This window comes from Gaetbulibacter aquiaggeris (assembly GCF_044003965.1).
In the GTDB taxonomy this organism is placed as follows: domain Bacteria; phylum Bacteroidota; class Bacteroidia; order Flavobacteriales; family Flavobacteriaceae; genus Yeosuana; species Yeosuana aquiaggeris.
Map to the genome: position 1 here is coordinate 263,821 of NZ_JBAWKC010000002.1, position 12,716 is coordinate 276,536.

At 30.9% G+C, this 12,716-nt stretch carries 14 protein-coding genes and 2 tRNA genes; 6 read left to right on the forward strand and 10 right to left on the reverse strand.

All coding sequences use genetic code 11. The annotated features are described in order from the left end of the window. Window positions 1-53: 53 nt before the first annotated feature. The 4 genes from V8G56_RS07520 (at window position 54) to V8G56_RS07535 (ending at window position 3,099) form a co-directional block, all read left to right on the forward strand. A tRNA-Gly gene (locus V8G56_RS07520) sits at window positions 54-125 on the forward strand. Between the two features lie 28 nt (window positions 126-153). Then, window positions 154-237 (forward strand) — tRNA-Leu (locus V8G56_RS07525). Between the two features lie 324 nt (window positions 238-561). Beyond that, window positions 562-1,923, forward strand: coding sequence for a DUF1800 family protein (locus V8G56_RS07530; protein ID WP_395437828.1), 1,362 nt, complete (start codon window positions 562-564; stop codon window positions 1,921-1,923). Window positions 1,924-1,932: 9 nt separating this feature from the next. Beyond that, window positions 1,933-3,099 carry a DUF1501 domain-containing protein gene (locus V8G56_RS07535; protein ID WP_395437829.1) on the forward strand — a complete coding sequence of 389 codons (1,167 nt, stop codon included), beginning with the start codon at window positions 1,933-1,935 and terminating at the stop codon, window positions 3,097-3,099. Window positions 3,100-3,360: 261 nt separating this feature from the next. Here V8G56_RS07535 and V8G56_RS07540 read toward each other — a convergent pair whose 3' ends face one another. Beyond that, window positions 3,361-3,744 (reverse strand): hypothetical protein, encoded by a 384-nt coding sequence (locus tag V8G56_RS07540; RefSeq protein ID WP_395437830.1) that lies wholly within the window; start codon window positions 3,742-3,744, stop codon window positions 3,361-3,363. A gap of 102 nt (window positions 3,745-3,846) precedes the next feature. Then, entirely contained in the window at window positions 3,847-4,314 is a 468-nt protein-coding gene (locus V8G56_RS07545; RefSeq protein WP_395437831.1) for a hypothetical protein, read from the reverse strand. Between the two features lie 413 nt (window positions 4,315-4,727). Between V8G56_RS07545 and V8G56_RS07550 the strand changes: the two genes are divergently transcribed. After that, entirely contained in the window at window positions 4,728-4,967 is a 240-nt protein-coding gene (locus V8G56_RS07550; RefSeq protein WP_395437832.1) for a CDGSH iron-sulfur domain-containing protein, read from the forward strand. Window positions 4,968-5,144: 177 nt separating this feature from the next. On the opposite strand, the gene V8G56_RS07555 is transcribed toward V8G56_RS07550, so the two are convergent. The 8 genes from V8G56_RS07555 to V8G56_RS07590 form a co-directional block, all read right to left on the reverse strand. After that, complete coding sequence (locus V8G56_RS07555) at window positions 5,145-5,903, reverse strand: DUF6090 family protein (protein WP_395437833.1); 759 nt, start codon at window positions 5,901-5,903, stop codon at window positions 5,145-5,147. Between the two features lie 62 nt (window positions 5,904-5,965). Further along, complete coding sequence (locus V8G56_RS07560; protein ID WP_395437834.1) at window positions 5,966-6,724, reverse strand: DUF6090 family protein; 759 nt, start codon at window positions 6,722-6,724, stop codon at window positions 5,966-5,968. Next, window positions 6,724-7,476 (reverse strand): DUF6090 family protein, encoded by a 753-nt coding sequence (locus tag V8G56_RS07565; RefSeq protein ID WP_395437835.1) that lies wholly within the window; start codon window positions 7,474-7,476, stop codon window positions 6,724-6,726. The genes V8G56_RS07560 and V8G56_RS07565 overlap by 1 nt, the downstream gene beginning before the upstream one ends. A gap of 160 nt (window positions 7,477-7,636) precedes the next feature. Next, a complete protein-coding gene (locus V8G56_RS07570) occupies window positions 7,637-8,416 on the reverse strand; it encodes a DUF6090 family protein (protein WP_395437836.1) in 780 nt (259 codons plus the stop codon). Between the two features lie 248 nt (window positions 8,417-8,664). Then, window positions 8,665-9,459, reverse strand: a complete 795-nt coding sequence (locus V8G56_RS07575; protein ID WP_395437837.1) for a cation transporter — start codon at window positions 9,457-9,459, stop codon at window positions 8,665-8,667. A gap of 180 nt (window positions 9,460-9,639) precedes the next feature. Then, window positions 9,640-10,077: a hypothetical protein gene (locus tag V8G56_RS07580; protein WP_395437838.1), complete on the reverse strand. Its 438-nt coding sequence runs from the start codon at window positions 10,075-10,077 to the stop codon at window positions 9,640-9,642. 40 nt (window positions 10,078-10,117) lie between these two features. Further along, entirely contained in the window at window positions 10,118-10,303 is a 186-nt protein-coding gene (locus tag V8G56_RS07585) for a hypothetical protein (RefSeq protein ID WP_395437839.1), read from the reverse strand. A gap of 250 nt (window positions 10,304-10,553) precedes the next feature. Continuing rightward, window positions 10,554-10,907, reverse strand: coding sequence for a hypothetical protein (locus V8G56_RS07590; RefSeq protein ID WP_395437840.1), 354 nt, complete (start codon window positions 10,905-10,907; stop codon window positions 10,554-10,556). A gap of 220 nt (window positions 10,908-11,127) precedes the next feature. On the opposite strand from V8G56_RS07590, the gene V8G56_RS07595 reads away from it, so the two are divergent. Further along, window positions 11,128-12,696 carry an L-serine ammonia-lyase, iron-sulfur-dependent, subunit alpha gene (locus V8G56_RS07595; protein WP_395437841.1) on the forward strand — a complete coding sequence of 523 codons (1,569 nt, stop codon included), beginning with the start codon at window positions 11,128-11,130 and terminating at the stop codon, window positions 12,694-12,696. Window positions 12,697-12,716 lie beyond the last annotated feature (20 nt).

Genomic DNA, 12,716 nt, shown 5'->3' on the forward strand with positions numbered 1-12,716 from the left:
ATATTTTAAATTTGCATCCGCAATATTAGTATTGCAAGTTCATTAAAAAGACTGCGAAAGTAGCTCAGGGGTAGAGCATCACCTTGCCAAGGTGAGGGTCGCGGGTTCAAATCCCGTCTTTCGCTCTGAAACTTTCTTAAAACATACCAAGTTGCTGAAGTGGTGGAATTGGTAGACACGTTGGACTTAAAATCCAATGAACATTAGTTCGTGCGGGTTCAAGTCCCGCCTTCAGTACAAAAGCCTTGTCATTATTTGATAAGGCTTTTTTATTTCCTTGTAACTCCTTACAAATACTATCCATATTAAAATGAAAAAAATTAGTAGAATAGCAATGAATCGATGAAAATCCATTTTTATGCTGTTTCATGTGATTTTTTATTGTGTTTTTTACCAAAAAATAGTTAATAATGCTTAGTGGTATTCAAGTCTTCATTTTTGAAACAATAACTGTTATAACAAGTAACTTGCTTTTAATTAGTTAAAAAACTAAACTTAATTTATATTCATCATTAAACCAAATCAATAAATGATTGTCTTAATGCTAAATAATATTGTCAAATGAAAAAATCAGTGTTATATTCTTTACGCTTGGGTTTTAGTTCTTTACAAGCTAAAATAATTGAATCGATGGGGTTTGATAATTTTTTAGCTAATTCATTTAACGTAAAAAATGATACTCAATTACCAAGTTGTTTAGAAGATGCTCCAAAAAAGTTTAAGGATTATAAAGAGCTGCGCAATAAAGCCAAAAATTTTTCAGCAGAAGAAAAAAAAGCTTTCAATTTAAAGCAACGTCATACCGTAATTGGACTTCAAAAATGGTGGCTTAATAAAATGATGACCGCAGAGTATCCGTTAATTGAAAGTATGATATGTTTTTGGCACAACCACTTTGTATCAACTCAACAAAAAGTAAAGGTTAATTATTGGGTGTATCAACACCATATGATTTTAAGACGTCATGCATTTGGAAACTTTAAATCATTAACCAAGCAAATCATTAAATCAAACGCTATGATTAGCTATTTGGATAATGCTAAAAACCGAAACAACAATTTTAATGAAAACCTAAGTAGAGAACTTTTGGAACTTTTTACTTTAGGTATTGGCAATTATACTGAAGACGATATAAAGAATGGAGCAAAAGCACTTGCTGGGCTAAATTACGGAGATGAATCTGGAGTATATAGACGTTTTCTAGAAAATAATGATATTATTACATATTTGGGTAGAACAGGAGTTTTTAAAGCGGATGATATTATAGATATAATTTTTGAACAACCTCAAATACCCTACTTAGTAACAAAAAAGCTTTTACAGTGGTTTATTGAAGATGAACCAAAAGAAGAAAAAGTCCAAGAATTAGGTACTTATTTTAAAAGTGTAAATTTTGAGATTCAACCGCTTTTAACCAAGATGTTTACTGAAGCATATAAAGAGAATAATGCAGGAACAAAAATAAAAGATCCTCTACGTTACATCATCCAACTAAAAAACGAGTTAAATATAGCCATTGAAAAGCCTGAGCATATTCTTTTCTTTTTAAGACAGCAAGGTATGGAACTTTTTAACCAGCCCAATGTTAAAGGTTGGGATGGTGGTAATAGTTGGTTGTCTTCTCAAACCTATTTACAGCGCAATAATATTGCAGATTTGTTATGTATGGGAAAATTGATTCGTAGCAAGAAAGGAGAAAATACAGAAAAGCCCCAAATTAATTTATATAACAGCAATATGAATAATAAAGAGATTATAAAATCACTTACTGATAATTTAGTTTTTAAAGTGAGTGATGATATGCAAACCGATATGGAAACCCTTCTTAAATACGATTTTGATGCTAGTAGTCCTAATGCTGATGCAGCTGTTTTAAGAGCGTTTAATTACATTGTAAAAACCCCAGAATTTCAGGTAATTTAAAATTGAATTATGAAAAGGCGTCAATTTTTATCTATTTCGGCAACATTTACAGGAGGGGCATTAATTGTTCCAAATTTTCTGTATGCTTTAAAAAATCAGACATTTGTAAATAGCAGTTCAGAATGTTTGATCTTCATTCAACTTAACGGAGGAAATGATGGATTAAATACATTTATACCTTATGATGACCCATTATATAAAATACTAAGACCCAATATTGGTTTTTCAAAAGAAGAGGTTATTAATAAAAGTAATGGTATGGGATTTCATCCTATTTTAACTGGTATTTCCAATATTCAACAAAATGGAGATCTAAGTGTGATACAAAATGTAGGTTATCCGGAACCTAATAGGTCACACTTTAGAAGTCAGGAAATATGGCAAACAGCTTCAGCTTCAAATGAATATTTAAGTTATGGTTGGTTAGGCAGGTATTTAGATTTGCAATGTAATGACCATATGCCCACAGCAGGTATTAATTTAGATACCATTGACAATTTATCTTTAAAAGGTGAAGAACCTAATTTCATAACTGTTAATAATTTAAATCAGTTTAAACAGAGAGAACCTGAACATGAGACAATGAAACTATCAGGTAATCCTCAACTAGATTTTGCTAGAAAAATATCTTTTTCTGTGAATGAAGGTTCAGAAGAAATACAAAAAGCCTTAAAAAAATCAAAAAAAGAAATTTCATATCCTAAATCTCAATTAGCTTCAAAAATGGAGTGGATTGCACGATTAATAAAAGGCAATTTAAACTCAAAAGTATATTATACATCACTTAATGGTTTTGATACACATAATAATCAATTAGGGGTTCATCAAAATAAACTAAAAGAGTTAGATGAAGTAGTAACGGCATTTTATCAAGATTTAAAAAATGCCAGATTATTGGAACAAGCTACTATCGTTATTTTTTCAGAATTTGGAAGACGCGTAAAAGACAATGGAAGTGGTACTGACCATGGAACTGCAGCACCTATGCTAATCATTGGTGGGAAAAACAAAAGCGTTGTGTTTGGAGAAAATCCTGATTTAAAAAATCTTGATAATGGCGACTTAATCTATAAGATAGATTTTAGAAGTGTATATGCAACTTTGTTAAATGATAAAATGGTATTTAACCCTAAAGATATTGGAATAAATAATGATTTATTAAAAGGAGTGTTTTAAGTGAAGGCATATTTTAAATTTTAGTTGTTTCAAAAATCTTCTGTTAAATTTTCGAAAAACTCCATTATTTGGTTCGAGAATAAGTCAATCAAGAGTACAATTAAAACCGTAAATACTTTATTTACAAAATATTACGGGTTTTTTATTTCTCATTTTGTCAACCATATTAAAAAAGTTATATTCTTAGGTCTTTTGAATACTTATCAAGACTATGACTGTATTTAAAACTTCTTATTTCTGTTATGGTGCTATACTCAGGACTTACATAATAGCAAAACCCCCACTTAATACGACACCTGTAACTACTACAACAATAAACCCTCCTAAATATATTAATGCTCCTACAATCGTTGACATAGGTTTATTCTTGATCCTAACTATTTCGACAGCTTCCTTTTGAATCGGAATTTTAGTTAAACCGCCATGAACTTTTTTAATTCCAAAATATTCCTGATTAATTTTGGTGATATTAAGATACTTCATAGTTTGATTATCATTGGTTGTAATTCTAACTTTGGTATCTGCCCTTACTGCTTCTTCAAGAGTAACATTTGTAGATTTATAAACTGTAACACAGCCTTGAAACAATATTAATACCGAGAAAAATAGTGTTATTACTTTTAAATGTACTTTAAGTGTTCTCATAATAATTATCTTTTATTAAAAATTAACTATTGGTAAATTAGTTACAATTTAAAATCACCACTAAAACTTGGCCAACTAGAATATGGGACACAAAATATTTAACTACTTATTCTTAATTATATACCATCTGTATCCCAAATTCAAAATCGCTTTTGATTGAAATGATAATGATGCATCGGAATTAAGTGGGTTAAATTCAATGGAGGTAATCCAATATCCTTTTTTCCCTTTCGTAAAACTAGATTGCAAGTACAGATTAAATGGGAATGGTCTTACTCCGACGATTACTTTAGTATTATTAAACTTTTTACCTATTCCCAATTTACCTGTAACAAGTGATGGAAGGGCAAATCCCGCTTCATATTCAAAAATTAAATTATTTTCATTGATATATGTCCCCCCCCAAAGAACTGAAGTTCCGGGAAAAACGAAATCATCTTCAGTCATATAAGCAACACCAAAATTCCATTCCACGAAAGAATGCTTTGATTTTTCGCTAGATATTTCTTGTGCGTCAATGTTACTAAAGAAAAAAAATGATAAAAGAGAAATTAAAAGTAGTTTTTTCATGATTACATTTTTTGGTTAAACTTTTGGTTGTAAATGTTTCTTTTTATATGAAATAGTGTCTGAATCTCTTACTTTATGTTTCATTTACTCATAAAAATAGTTAAGCCATTTCAGTAGGCGATTTTTAATATGCGGTGTTTTAAAAGTGTTTTTAGCGAAAATCGCAAAAAGAAGTAAAATAGGATTTGGAGTTTTGCAATAAATGAGGACACCTAAATTCTAACCAGAAACGTCAAAACACCTACTAATTATAAAAAACATTTTTTTTTCAAATGATACTGAATTTTAAATTCCTCTACTTAGGTCTCTTGCACACTAATCCAAAGCCTGAGCGTATTTAAAACTCATGATTTTTAAATAAAACAAATAAATAATTAAACTTATATTTACATAAATAATAAATAATAAATAATATGAAAAAACCGACTATTGCTGGAAAAACACCACTACCAGTACAATTAGAAGCTGGAAAAACTTATGCCTGGTGCTCATGTGGAGAATCTTCCAATCAGCCATTTTGTGATGGCTCTCATAAGGGTTCTTCTTTTTCCCCTAAAGTTTTTGTGGCAGAAGAAACAAAAACATCTTATTTATGCAATTGCAAACAAACAGCTAAACCTGGATTTTGCGATGGTTCACATAAGCATTTGTAGTATTTCTGAATAAAAATAAAAGAACTTGTCTATTGCATAACAGTTAATGCGAATGTCTTTAGTGATGTAGTTGCCTAAAAATATACCTTTATGCCAAACAGTTCCTTGTCTTTCTTCAAAGGATAGTTTGTTAAATTGCTATAAGGTTATTTAAATATAGACAGTGTTGCACTTTCGTTATTTTCTTAATTCAGACTCTATAATTGCGAGAGTTTCTTTTATATAATTTTGGATTTTATTTTGATAAATTAGTCTATGATTTTCAACAATAGTTTTATCTATCAAAAGCCCTAAATATACTTTATTAGATATAATTTCATCGACAGCTTTTTGAATAGTATTAACGTTTATCACAATATCTAAGTCATTATATACTTGAAGTTTCATTAGATTATGAGAAAAAGGAGCGGACAACTTATTAAACTCAAGCATATAGCCCATAGATTCCTCATGATCTTCAAAACCCGATTTGACTTCACTAGAAAATTGCGCAAGATTCCTTTTTAAATTTTCATTATTTAATATATTGATATTTCCTGAACTTAAAATACCATCATAAGTTCCAGTAACATATTCTGCTCTATACCATGATTGTGCACCCGAGGTGACCATTTGTCCTATAGAATCAGGATCGATATTTTTATTATTTGACAACATCGCTTTTATTAATTCCTTACTATATCTAACAACATCTTCTTGTTTTTTAATAGTTTGTTGAAGGCGTAAATTATTTTCTTTAAAGTCATCGTTTAGAGAAATAAGTAATTTTTGTTCCTCTTTCTTTAATTTGTTTGTTTCATTCCAATTATTAATCTGTAAAGCAATCAAAATCCCAATAACAACAAGAACAATTTCGCCAATAGCATATCTTAAATATTTTATTGGTTTGTTATCATCTGCTAATGTTTTACGGATTTTTCTAAAGAATGGTATCATAATAGTGTTCTGCTTTTAATCAAGGTTAAGGTTTGGTATAAGATTAAGGTTTTGTGCTTTCGTTATTTTTTTATTTCAAAGTCTAGTAGATTAATTATTTCCTTATTTAATTTAATACATCTTTCTTGTCTTTCGCGAAGAATTGTTTGATTGACGATTTGATTTTCTACTAAATTTTCGAACTCTGGTGATTTAAGCATTTCGCTGTTATCAATTTTAAATCCAGATTCCGGAAAACTTATTTCTCTGATTTGTTCATCTGTAGTCATTTTATCAGCATTTAGCCAACTTCCATTTTTCACTATGTATAAAATAAGGTATTTATTAAATTCAAGGGATAATTGTTCTTTATCTTTTAATGTTTCTAAAGTAGGAAACCAAGAAGAAAGTCTATTGCGTAGAATTTCATTGCTTATTATTCCAAGGTTTCCAGAACTTACTAATTCTAAAAGAAATCCATTTTGTGGAAAGTAAACAGGTGTATAAGTTATTTGGTCAATTAAGCCATCAATGCTAAAGTTGTCAGAAAATTTGCTTCCCGTTTGATTGATGATTTTTAAACCCGTTTTCTTGCTATTTTCAAGTGTATTGATGTTTTTTTCCATTTCTGAAAGATTGAATTCAAAATCTAATTTGAGATTTTGGAGAGTTTTCATCTCTTGTTTTTCTTGTTTCAGAGTATCATTATAATTATTGAGTTGTAAAGCAATTAATATTCCAATAACAACCAAAACAATTTCGCCAACAGCGTAAAACATATAATTACTTAACTTGTTTTCAGTCAGCATTTTTTGCCTAATTTTTCTAAAGAATTTTATCATTACTTATTTAGATATTGTATTTCAAGTTCCACTTCCTTAATTAAACCATCTAATTCTTCTAAAGTCTCTTTTTGCCAACGCAATCGTAATAACATAAAATTCATATTGCGAACAATGACATTTTTAAATTGCATATTCTCACTTAACGTCTCCATATTTATTGGTTTGTTCAATGCATATTCTTCATTAAAATTTTTATCTTGAGGTTCAGAGACTTCTAAATGAACATCCATTAAAGGTCTTAAATCATCGGTTAGAATTTTCCAATTTGTATTTTCTCTGTTTGCTATATTTTTAAAATGCCGTTCATACATCGAAGTGATTTTTGATCGAATACTATCATTTCTCAATATGTTTACGCCTTGGTTTTCAATATATTTATATGTTGTGTTTGCATTATTGAACAAATCGTCATTATTTATTAACTCGAAGCTATGTTTTAAACTATCATCAATAGCTTTATGTTCTTCAAAATAATTTAGAATCGTTTGAGATGCTTTAATTCTTTTTTCAGTAATATCTTTCAATCCTTCTATTTCAATTAGATTCGCTTTTAAATCTGTATTTAGCTTGGTCAAGATATTAACTTCTTGAAGCCGAGATTTTCGCTGTTCATTCCAATTATTAATACTCAAAGCAATCAAAATCCCTATGACTACTAACACAATCTCACCAATAGCATATCTTAAATATTTTATTGGCTTGTTAGCATCTGCCAAATGTTTACGGATTTTTCTAAAGAATGGAGTCATAATAGTGGTTGGTTTTTGGTGAGGTGAATATCTGTCTATATCAACTCTTTAATACTAAGATATTGAATATTTGATTAGTTGATAAACTCGTATAAGGTTATTTACTTTTTGTAAGTTGTCAGTGACCAAGCTATTACTTATGGACGGTGTTGTTCTTTCGCTATTCAGCTTGTTTTTCACACTTTTTCAATAAGAGTTGGTAAGATTTTTCCATTAAATTATCGATTGCAGATAAATGCTGTTTTTCTCTGTCTGCCATTGCGATATTGAACAAGAGCACCAATTGTAATTTTTTATAATAGTCACTGTTTTTATCTTTTGTCCAATCGTCATGAGGCAATATTTGTAGAATTTCTGGATCAAGTATTTGATGCACATATTCAAATTCTTGTATAGCACCAATTTCAATTGAAGTGTTAACCAGTTCAAAAACTTTTTTTATTATTTCATCTCTATTTTGTTTCAATTGAAGCTGTTTATTTTCCAATTCACTGTAATATTGAATCAGGCTATTTTTTATGGTGATATCATCGAGTAACTTTAAGTTTCCTGAAGAAATTAAATCTTTGAAGGTCACATTACGAGGTTCATAAACCTCACTTCTGGTGGCCAATATAAACTGATTTATAATATAATGCTTTTCTTTTTTGCCTGAATCCAAATCCAATAAAATCTTTTTGCTTGAATCAATTCTATAATTTGCCTTATCTTTTAATTCGTCTATAAGTTGTTTGTCGAGTTCAAAATCTTCTAAAATTCTGCAATAATAAATAAGTTCCGATTCTGCGTTCTTTTTTATGTCATTCCAATCATTAATAGATAATGCTATCAAAATCCCAATAACTACAAGAACAATTTCTCCAATAGCATACTTTAAATACTTTCCAGTTTTGTTTTTCTCCATAATGTCGAATCGTATTTTTCTAAAGAATTTTATCATTGGTTAGCGGTTTGTCATAATGAAGCATGGCCACGTTGATATGGCGGGTTGCGTTGCAAGCAAAGCTTAACAATAGCAATAGAAGCCATTAGACGCAATTTGCTATATCCGCTGTGCTCAGAAAGAGCAGTTTCCCTGCACGTGTGCCCGGTCGCTTGTTTAATTTTATTGACCCTAAATATAGTAAAAGGACAGCAAATTTTAGCCGTAATAATCTATCGCCTTTGTTGTGGTTAGTGTTTTTTATTTTATTTACTTAATTTCAAAATTCTAAATGCTCCTTGAATTACCAGGACAAAAACAATTGTTCCGATAATCAAATCAGGTTTGCTTGAACTCAACCAATTTACCAAAAGTCCAGCCACTATAACTCCCAAATTGATAATTACATCATTTGAGGTGAAAATCATACTCGCTTTCATATGAGCTTCTTCTTTGCTTTTTGACTTTTGTAAAATGTAAAGACAAATTCCGTTTGCGATAAGTGCAAAAATCGAAACGATAATCATTGTTGAAAAATCGGGAAGTTTCTCGTCTCCAAAAAACCTTCTTAAGACTTCTACAAATCCAATAATTGCAAGTGTTATTTGAAAATATCCAGCGAATTTTGCGATCCGCTTTTTCTTTATTATCGTTCCGCCAACCGCAAACAAACTAATTCCGTAAACAAATGAGTCAGCAAGCATATCCAAACTGTCGGCAACTAATCCCATTGATTTTGAGATTATTCCAGTCGTCATTTCGATTAGGAAAAAGGCGAAATTTATTCCGAGGACAGTCCAAAGTAGTTTTTTCTGGCTTGCAGTTTCTTTAAATTCTGTTTGGTCGGTTTGTTCGGTTGAGATTTTCTTTCCGCCTAAATTCAGTTCGAGAACGGACTTTTCGATGTGGTCAATTTCTCCGCTGTGAAAAACGGTCAATTTTCTATTCGGAATATCAAAGTCTAAACTCGCAATAGTTGAAATTCCGTTCAATTTCATTCGGATTAGATTTTCCTCGGAAGGACAATCCATTTTGGTAATCTCAAATATTGTTTTATTCATTCAAATTTTCGGTTTTCGAACATTAACCACAACGGCCATGCGGATACGGCGTTTTAAATATGGTGCGTTTGGCATTTCAACGCTCCAAACTTTCAATTTACTACTATGTTTATTTATTGCAACAATCTTCAATTTAGCAGTATCTGCCAAATACACTATATTTTTTGTTGTATGGTGTATTTATTTTATTTCATAAATCACTTTATTTTTAACAATCTTTTTTAAAATGAACAAAATTAATAAGGATATTACACCACCTATTAAAGACCCATAAATATCTTTCCAGTCAAATACTCCACGAGGCAAATAGGGCTGCAATATTTCATAAAGAATATATCCGATCACAATAAATCCAATTACATTAAATACTTTCTTTCTTGGAGAGTTCAATAATGCCAAACTAAAAAATATTTGAACGATTATTCCCCCCGAATTTCCAATGCTATCAGCAATTCCGTAATCATTAATGTTATTCGAATAAATATATGGTCTGTAGATATTTCTTCCTATTTCCGTCAGAAAGAAAAATAAAACTGCAATTCCGAAATAAATAACTCTTAATCTATCAATAGTTTTTATTGATGCCTTATCCGTAAAAAAGTTATTATGCTTTTTCATTTCTTGGTTTCCTGTAAACACATTTACACAAATTATAAGTCTATCCTATTTGCTTTTCAACAACAAGTATAAAATCAATTTTTGCTGTTGCCCCCATAAGTTGAAAGGTTGGACGAACATTAGGGATTATTGAAATAACTTCACCATCAAGTTTATTTAAATATTGCTCTAATTTTTCTTGCATGTTTTCACTCTTGACCTCTAGTCTATGCACTCTGTATTTCATATCCTATATTTTAGTGTTGAAGTTCTTATATGCCATATAACTAGTTATATGTGGAATAAATATACATATTACTAATATAATTCACTGGATAATAGGAGTTTTTGTTCCTCTTATTATTCTGCTATTTATCTAAACTAATATAATAATAAGTAAATAAATTTAATGATTCCTTGAATTTTCAATCATATCAAATACTATTTTTTTTTGGAGTAGTGTTATGGTATAGTTCTATTAATCATTTTCAATATTTTTATTCTTCAACTGGAAAAAGCCGAATCGTATTGGGTAATGGTGGCAAAACATTTTGTGCTTTATACCCAGGAGCATAGGCAGATATTGATAGTAGAGAGCCTGATGAAATAGTGGTACAGGCCAATCCATTTACGTCAGCGGTGGCATAAGTCAAAAAGGGTCCTAATTGTGACCCAGTATCATATGTAATAGTTAATGTTGCGCCCTCAATGGGATTATTGGTCAATCCATCCAATATAGTCGAACAAATTTGAGGATTACCTATATCAGTATCCGGGTAGTCTTTACTGCAACTAAAACAGAGTATAATACAAAAAACTAATGTGTATTTAACTGTTAATTTTATTTCCATATGACGCCGTTTTAATTATGAAATATAATGATGACGTTATCAATAAACAATGACGAAAATCAACAGGAATAAAATTGAGATATTCCCTTTTATAAACCAAATAGTTTTAGTGGTTTAAAAAGTATCTTATTAATATGAGAGCTTTGACCGTATTTATAATAATATACAAACGGAAAATTATATATCTTACAGGTATGTTTTACAATAAATAAGTTTTAACATGGGAAAATTACCTAGTATTTTTAATGATGTTATTGGTCCTGTTATGCGAGGGCCCTCTAGTTCACATACAGCGGCTTCTTGGAGAATCGCAACAATCTGTTTGGAAATGTTGCAAGAGCCGCTAAAAAGTGCTGTTATAGATTTTGATAAAAATGGCGCTTGGGCCCCAAATTATAGAGAACAAGGAACCACTTTGGGTATTGACGGCGGATTACTAGGATTGGAAATGACTGATAATTTAATGAAAAAAACGGAAGAGGTGGCGGCTGATAGAGGTATATCAATTAGCTATAAAGTGGATTCTTTTAAAACGAAACATGTTAATACGGTTAGACTCAACTTAGAAGGTATTACGGGTAAAAAGGTAAGTGCTTTAGCAGCATCGCTTGGTGGTGGCGCCTTTGAAATTCAAGAGTTAAATGGTTTTGAAGTAAGTATAAGAGGAGATTATTATGAGTTGATTTTCCTTTTAGATGATGGGATTGACATTTTTGATGCAATAAAACTAGGCTTACCGGAACTAAAGTCTATAAATAAATCCATAAATAATGGAAAAACTTTAATAAATGTTAAACTATCTGATCATCTTTCTAATGATACTTTAACCATGTTAAAAGAAAAATGGTCAGTTGCTGAAGTGATTTTATTAAAACCTGTGTTACCAATCATTGCCGGAAACGAACAAACAGTACCATATACAACCATTGAATCTCTCATAAAATATAGTAATGAGCATCATTATGACTTAGGAAAGTTAGGTTTAATTTATGAGCAATCTCAAAGTGGATTATCGGCTAATGAAGTGAATGCAATCATGGTTAACCATGTCAATATTATTAATAAAAGTATTGAAACAGGATTACAGGGAACAGTTTATCAAGATCGTATTTTACCGCAACAATCTCATTTGATTGATAAAGCGGCAAAAGCAGGAAAAATTTTAAAGAATTCTATTGTAAATGAAATAATTAAAAATGTTTCAGCAATAATGGAGTCAAAAAGTGCTATGGAAGTTGTCGTTGCTAATCCAACCGCTGGTTCTTGTGGCGCTGTTGGCGGCGTATTAAAAGCAGTTGCAGATGAATTAAATGCAAGTGAAGAAGAACTTATTCAAGCCTATTTCGCGGCAGGCTTGGTAGGTGTTTATTTTGCTAATGGTCCGGGGTTTTCTGCTGAAGAACATGGTTGTCAGGTAGAATGTGGTGCCTCTGCCGGCATGGCCGCTGCTGGGATTGTGCAGCTTTTTGGTGGCACGGCAAAGCAAGCCATTGACGCAGCTTCAATGGCGATACAAAACATGATTGGTTTGGTCTGCGACCCAATTGCTGATCGTGTTGAAGCACCTTGTCTTGGTAAAAATGTAAGTGCTGCAGTAAATGCCCTTTCTTCAGCGACCATGGTTGCCTCCGGATATAATGCATTAATTCCTTTAGATGAGGTTATAAGTACCGTATCTAGTGTCAGTAGTCAAATGCCTACATGTGTTAAATGTACAGGAAAGGGTGGTTTAGCAATTACAAAAACGGCATGTGCTATTAAAGCAAAACTATCCAGTCAAATGGGCTGAAATAAAGATTTTTATATAAA

Excerpts from the sequence above, each read along its gene's own strand:
- V8G56_RS07595 (WP_395437841.1), top strand. The coding sequence starts at position 11,128 with ATGGGAAAATTACCTAGTATTTTTAATGATGTTATTGGTCCTGTTATG.
- V8G56_RS07560 (WP_395437834.1), bottom strand. The coding sequence starts at position 6,724 with ATGATAAAATTCTTTAGAAAAATTAGGCAAAAAATGCTGACTGAAAAC.
- V8G56_RS07585 (WP_395437839.1), bottom strand. The coding sequence starts at position 10,303 with ATGAAATACAGAGTGCATAGACTAGAGGTCAAGAGTGAAAACATGCAA.
- V8G56_RS07555 (WP_395437833.1), bottom strand. The coding sequence starts at position 5,903 with ATGATACCATTCTTTAGAAAAATCCGTAAAACATTAGCAGATGATAAC.
- V8G56_RS07550 (WP_395437832.1), top strand. The coding sequence starts at position 4,728 with ATGAAAAAACCGACTATTGCTGGAAAAACACCACTACCAGTACAATTA.
- V8G56_RS07565 (WP_395437835.1), bottom strand. The coding sequence starts at position 7,476 with ATGACTCCATTCTTTAGAAAAATCCGTAAACATTTGGCAGATGCTAAC.
- V8G56_RS07545 (WP_395437831.1), bottom strand. The coding sequence starts at position 4,314 with ATGAAAAAACTACTTTTAATTTCTCTTTTATCATTTTTTTTCTTTAGT.
- V8G56_RS07535 (WP_395437829.1), top strand. The coding sequence starts at position 1,933 with ATGAAAAGGCGTCAATTTTTATCTATTTCGGCAACATTTACAGGAGGG.
- V8G56_RS07570 (WP_395437836.1), bottom strand. The coding sequence starts at position 8,416 with ATGATAAAATTCTTTAGAAAAATACGATTCGACATTATGGAGAAAAAC.
- V8G56_RS07590 (WP_395437840.1), bottom strand. The coding sequence starts at position 10,907 with ATGGAAATAAAATTAACAGTTAAATACACATTAGTTTTTTGTATTATA.
- V8G56_RS07580 (WP_395437838.1), bottom strand. The coding sequence starts at position 10,077 with ATGAAAAAGCATAATAACTTTTTTACGGATAAGGCATCAATAAAAACT.
- V8G56_RS07530 (WP_395437828.1), top strand. The coding sequence starts at position 562 with ATGAAAAAATCAGTGTTATATTCTTTACGCTTGGGTTTTAGTTCTTTA.
- V8G56_RS07540 (WP_395437830.1), bottom strand. The coding sequence starts at position 3,744 with ATGAGAACACTTAAAGTACATTTAAAAGTAATAACACTATTTTTCTCG.
- V8G56_RS07575 (WP_395437837.1), bottom strand. The coding sequence starts at position 9,459 with ATGAATAAAACAATATTTGAGATTACCAAAATGGATTGTCCTTCCGAG.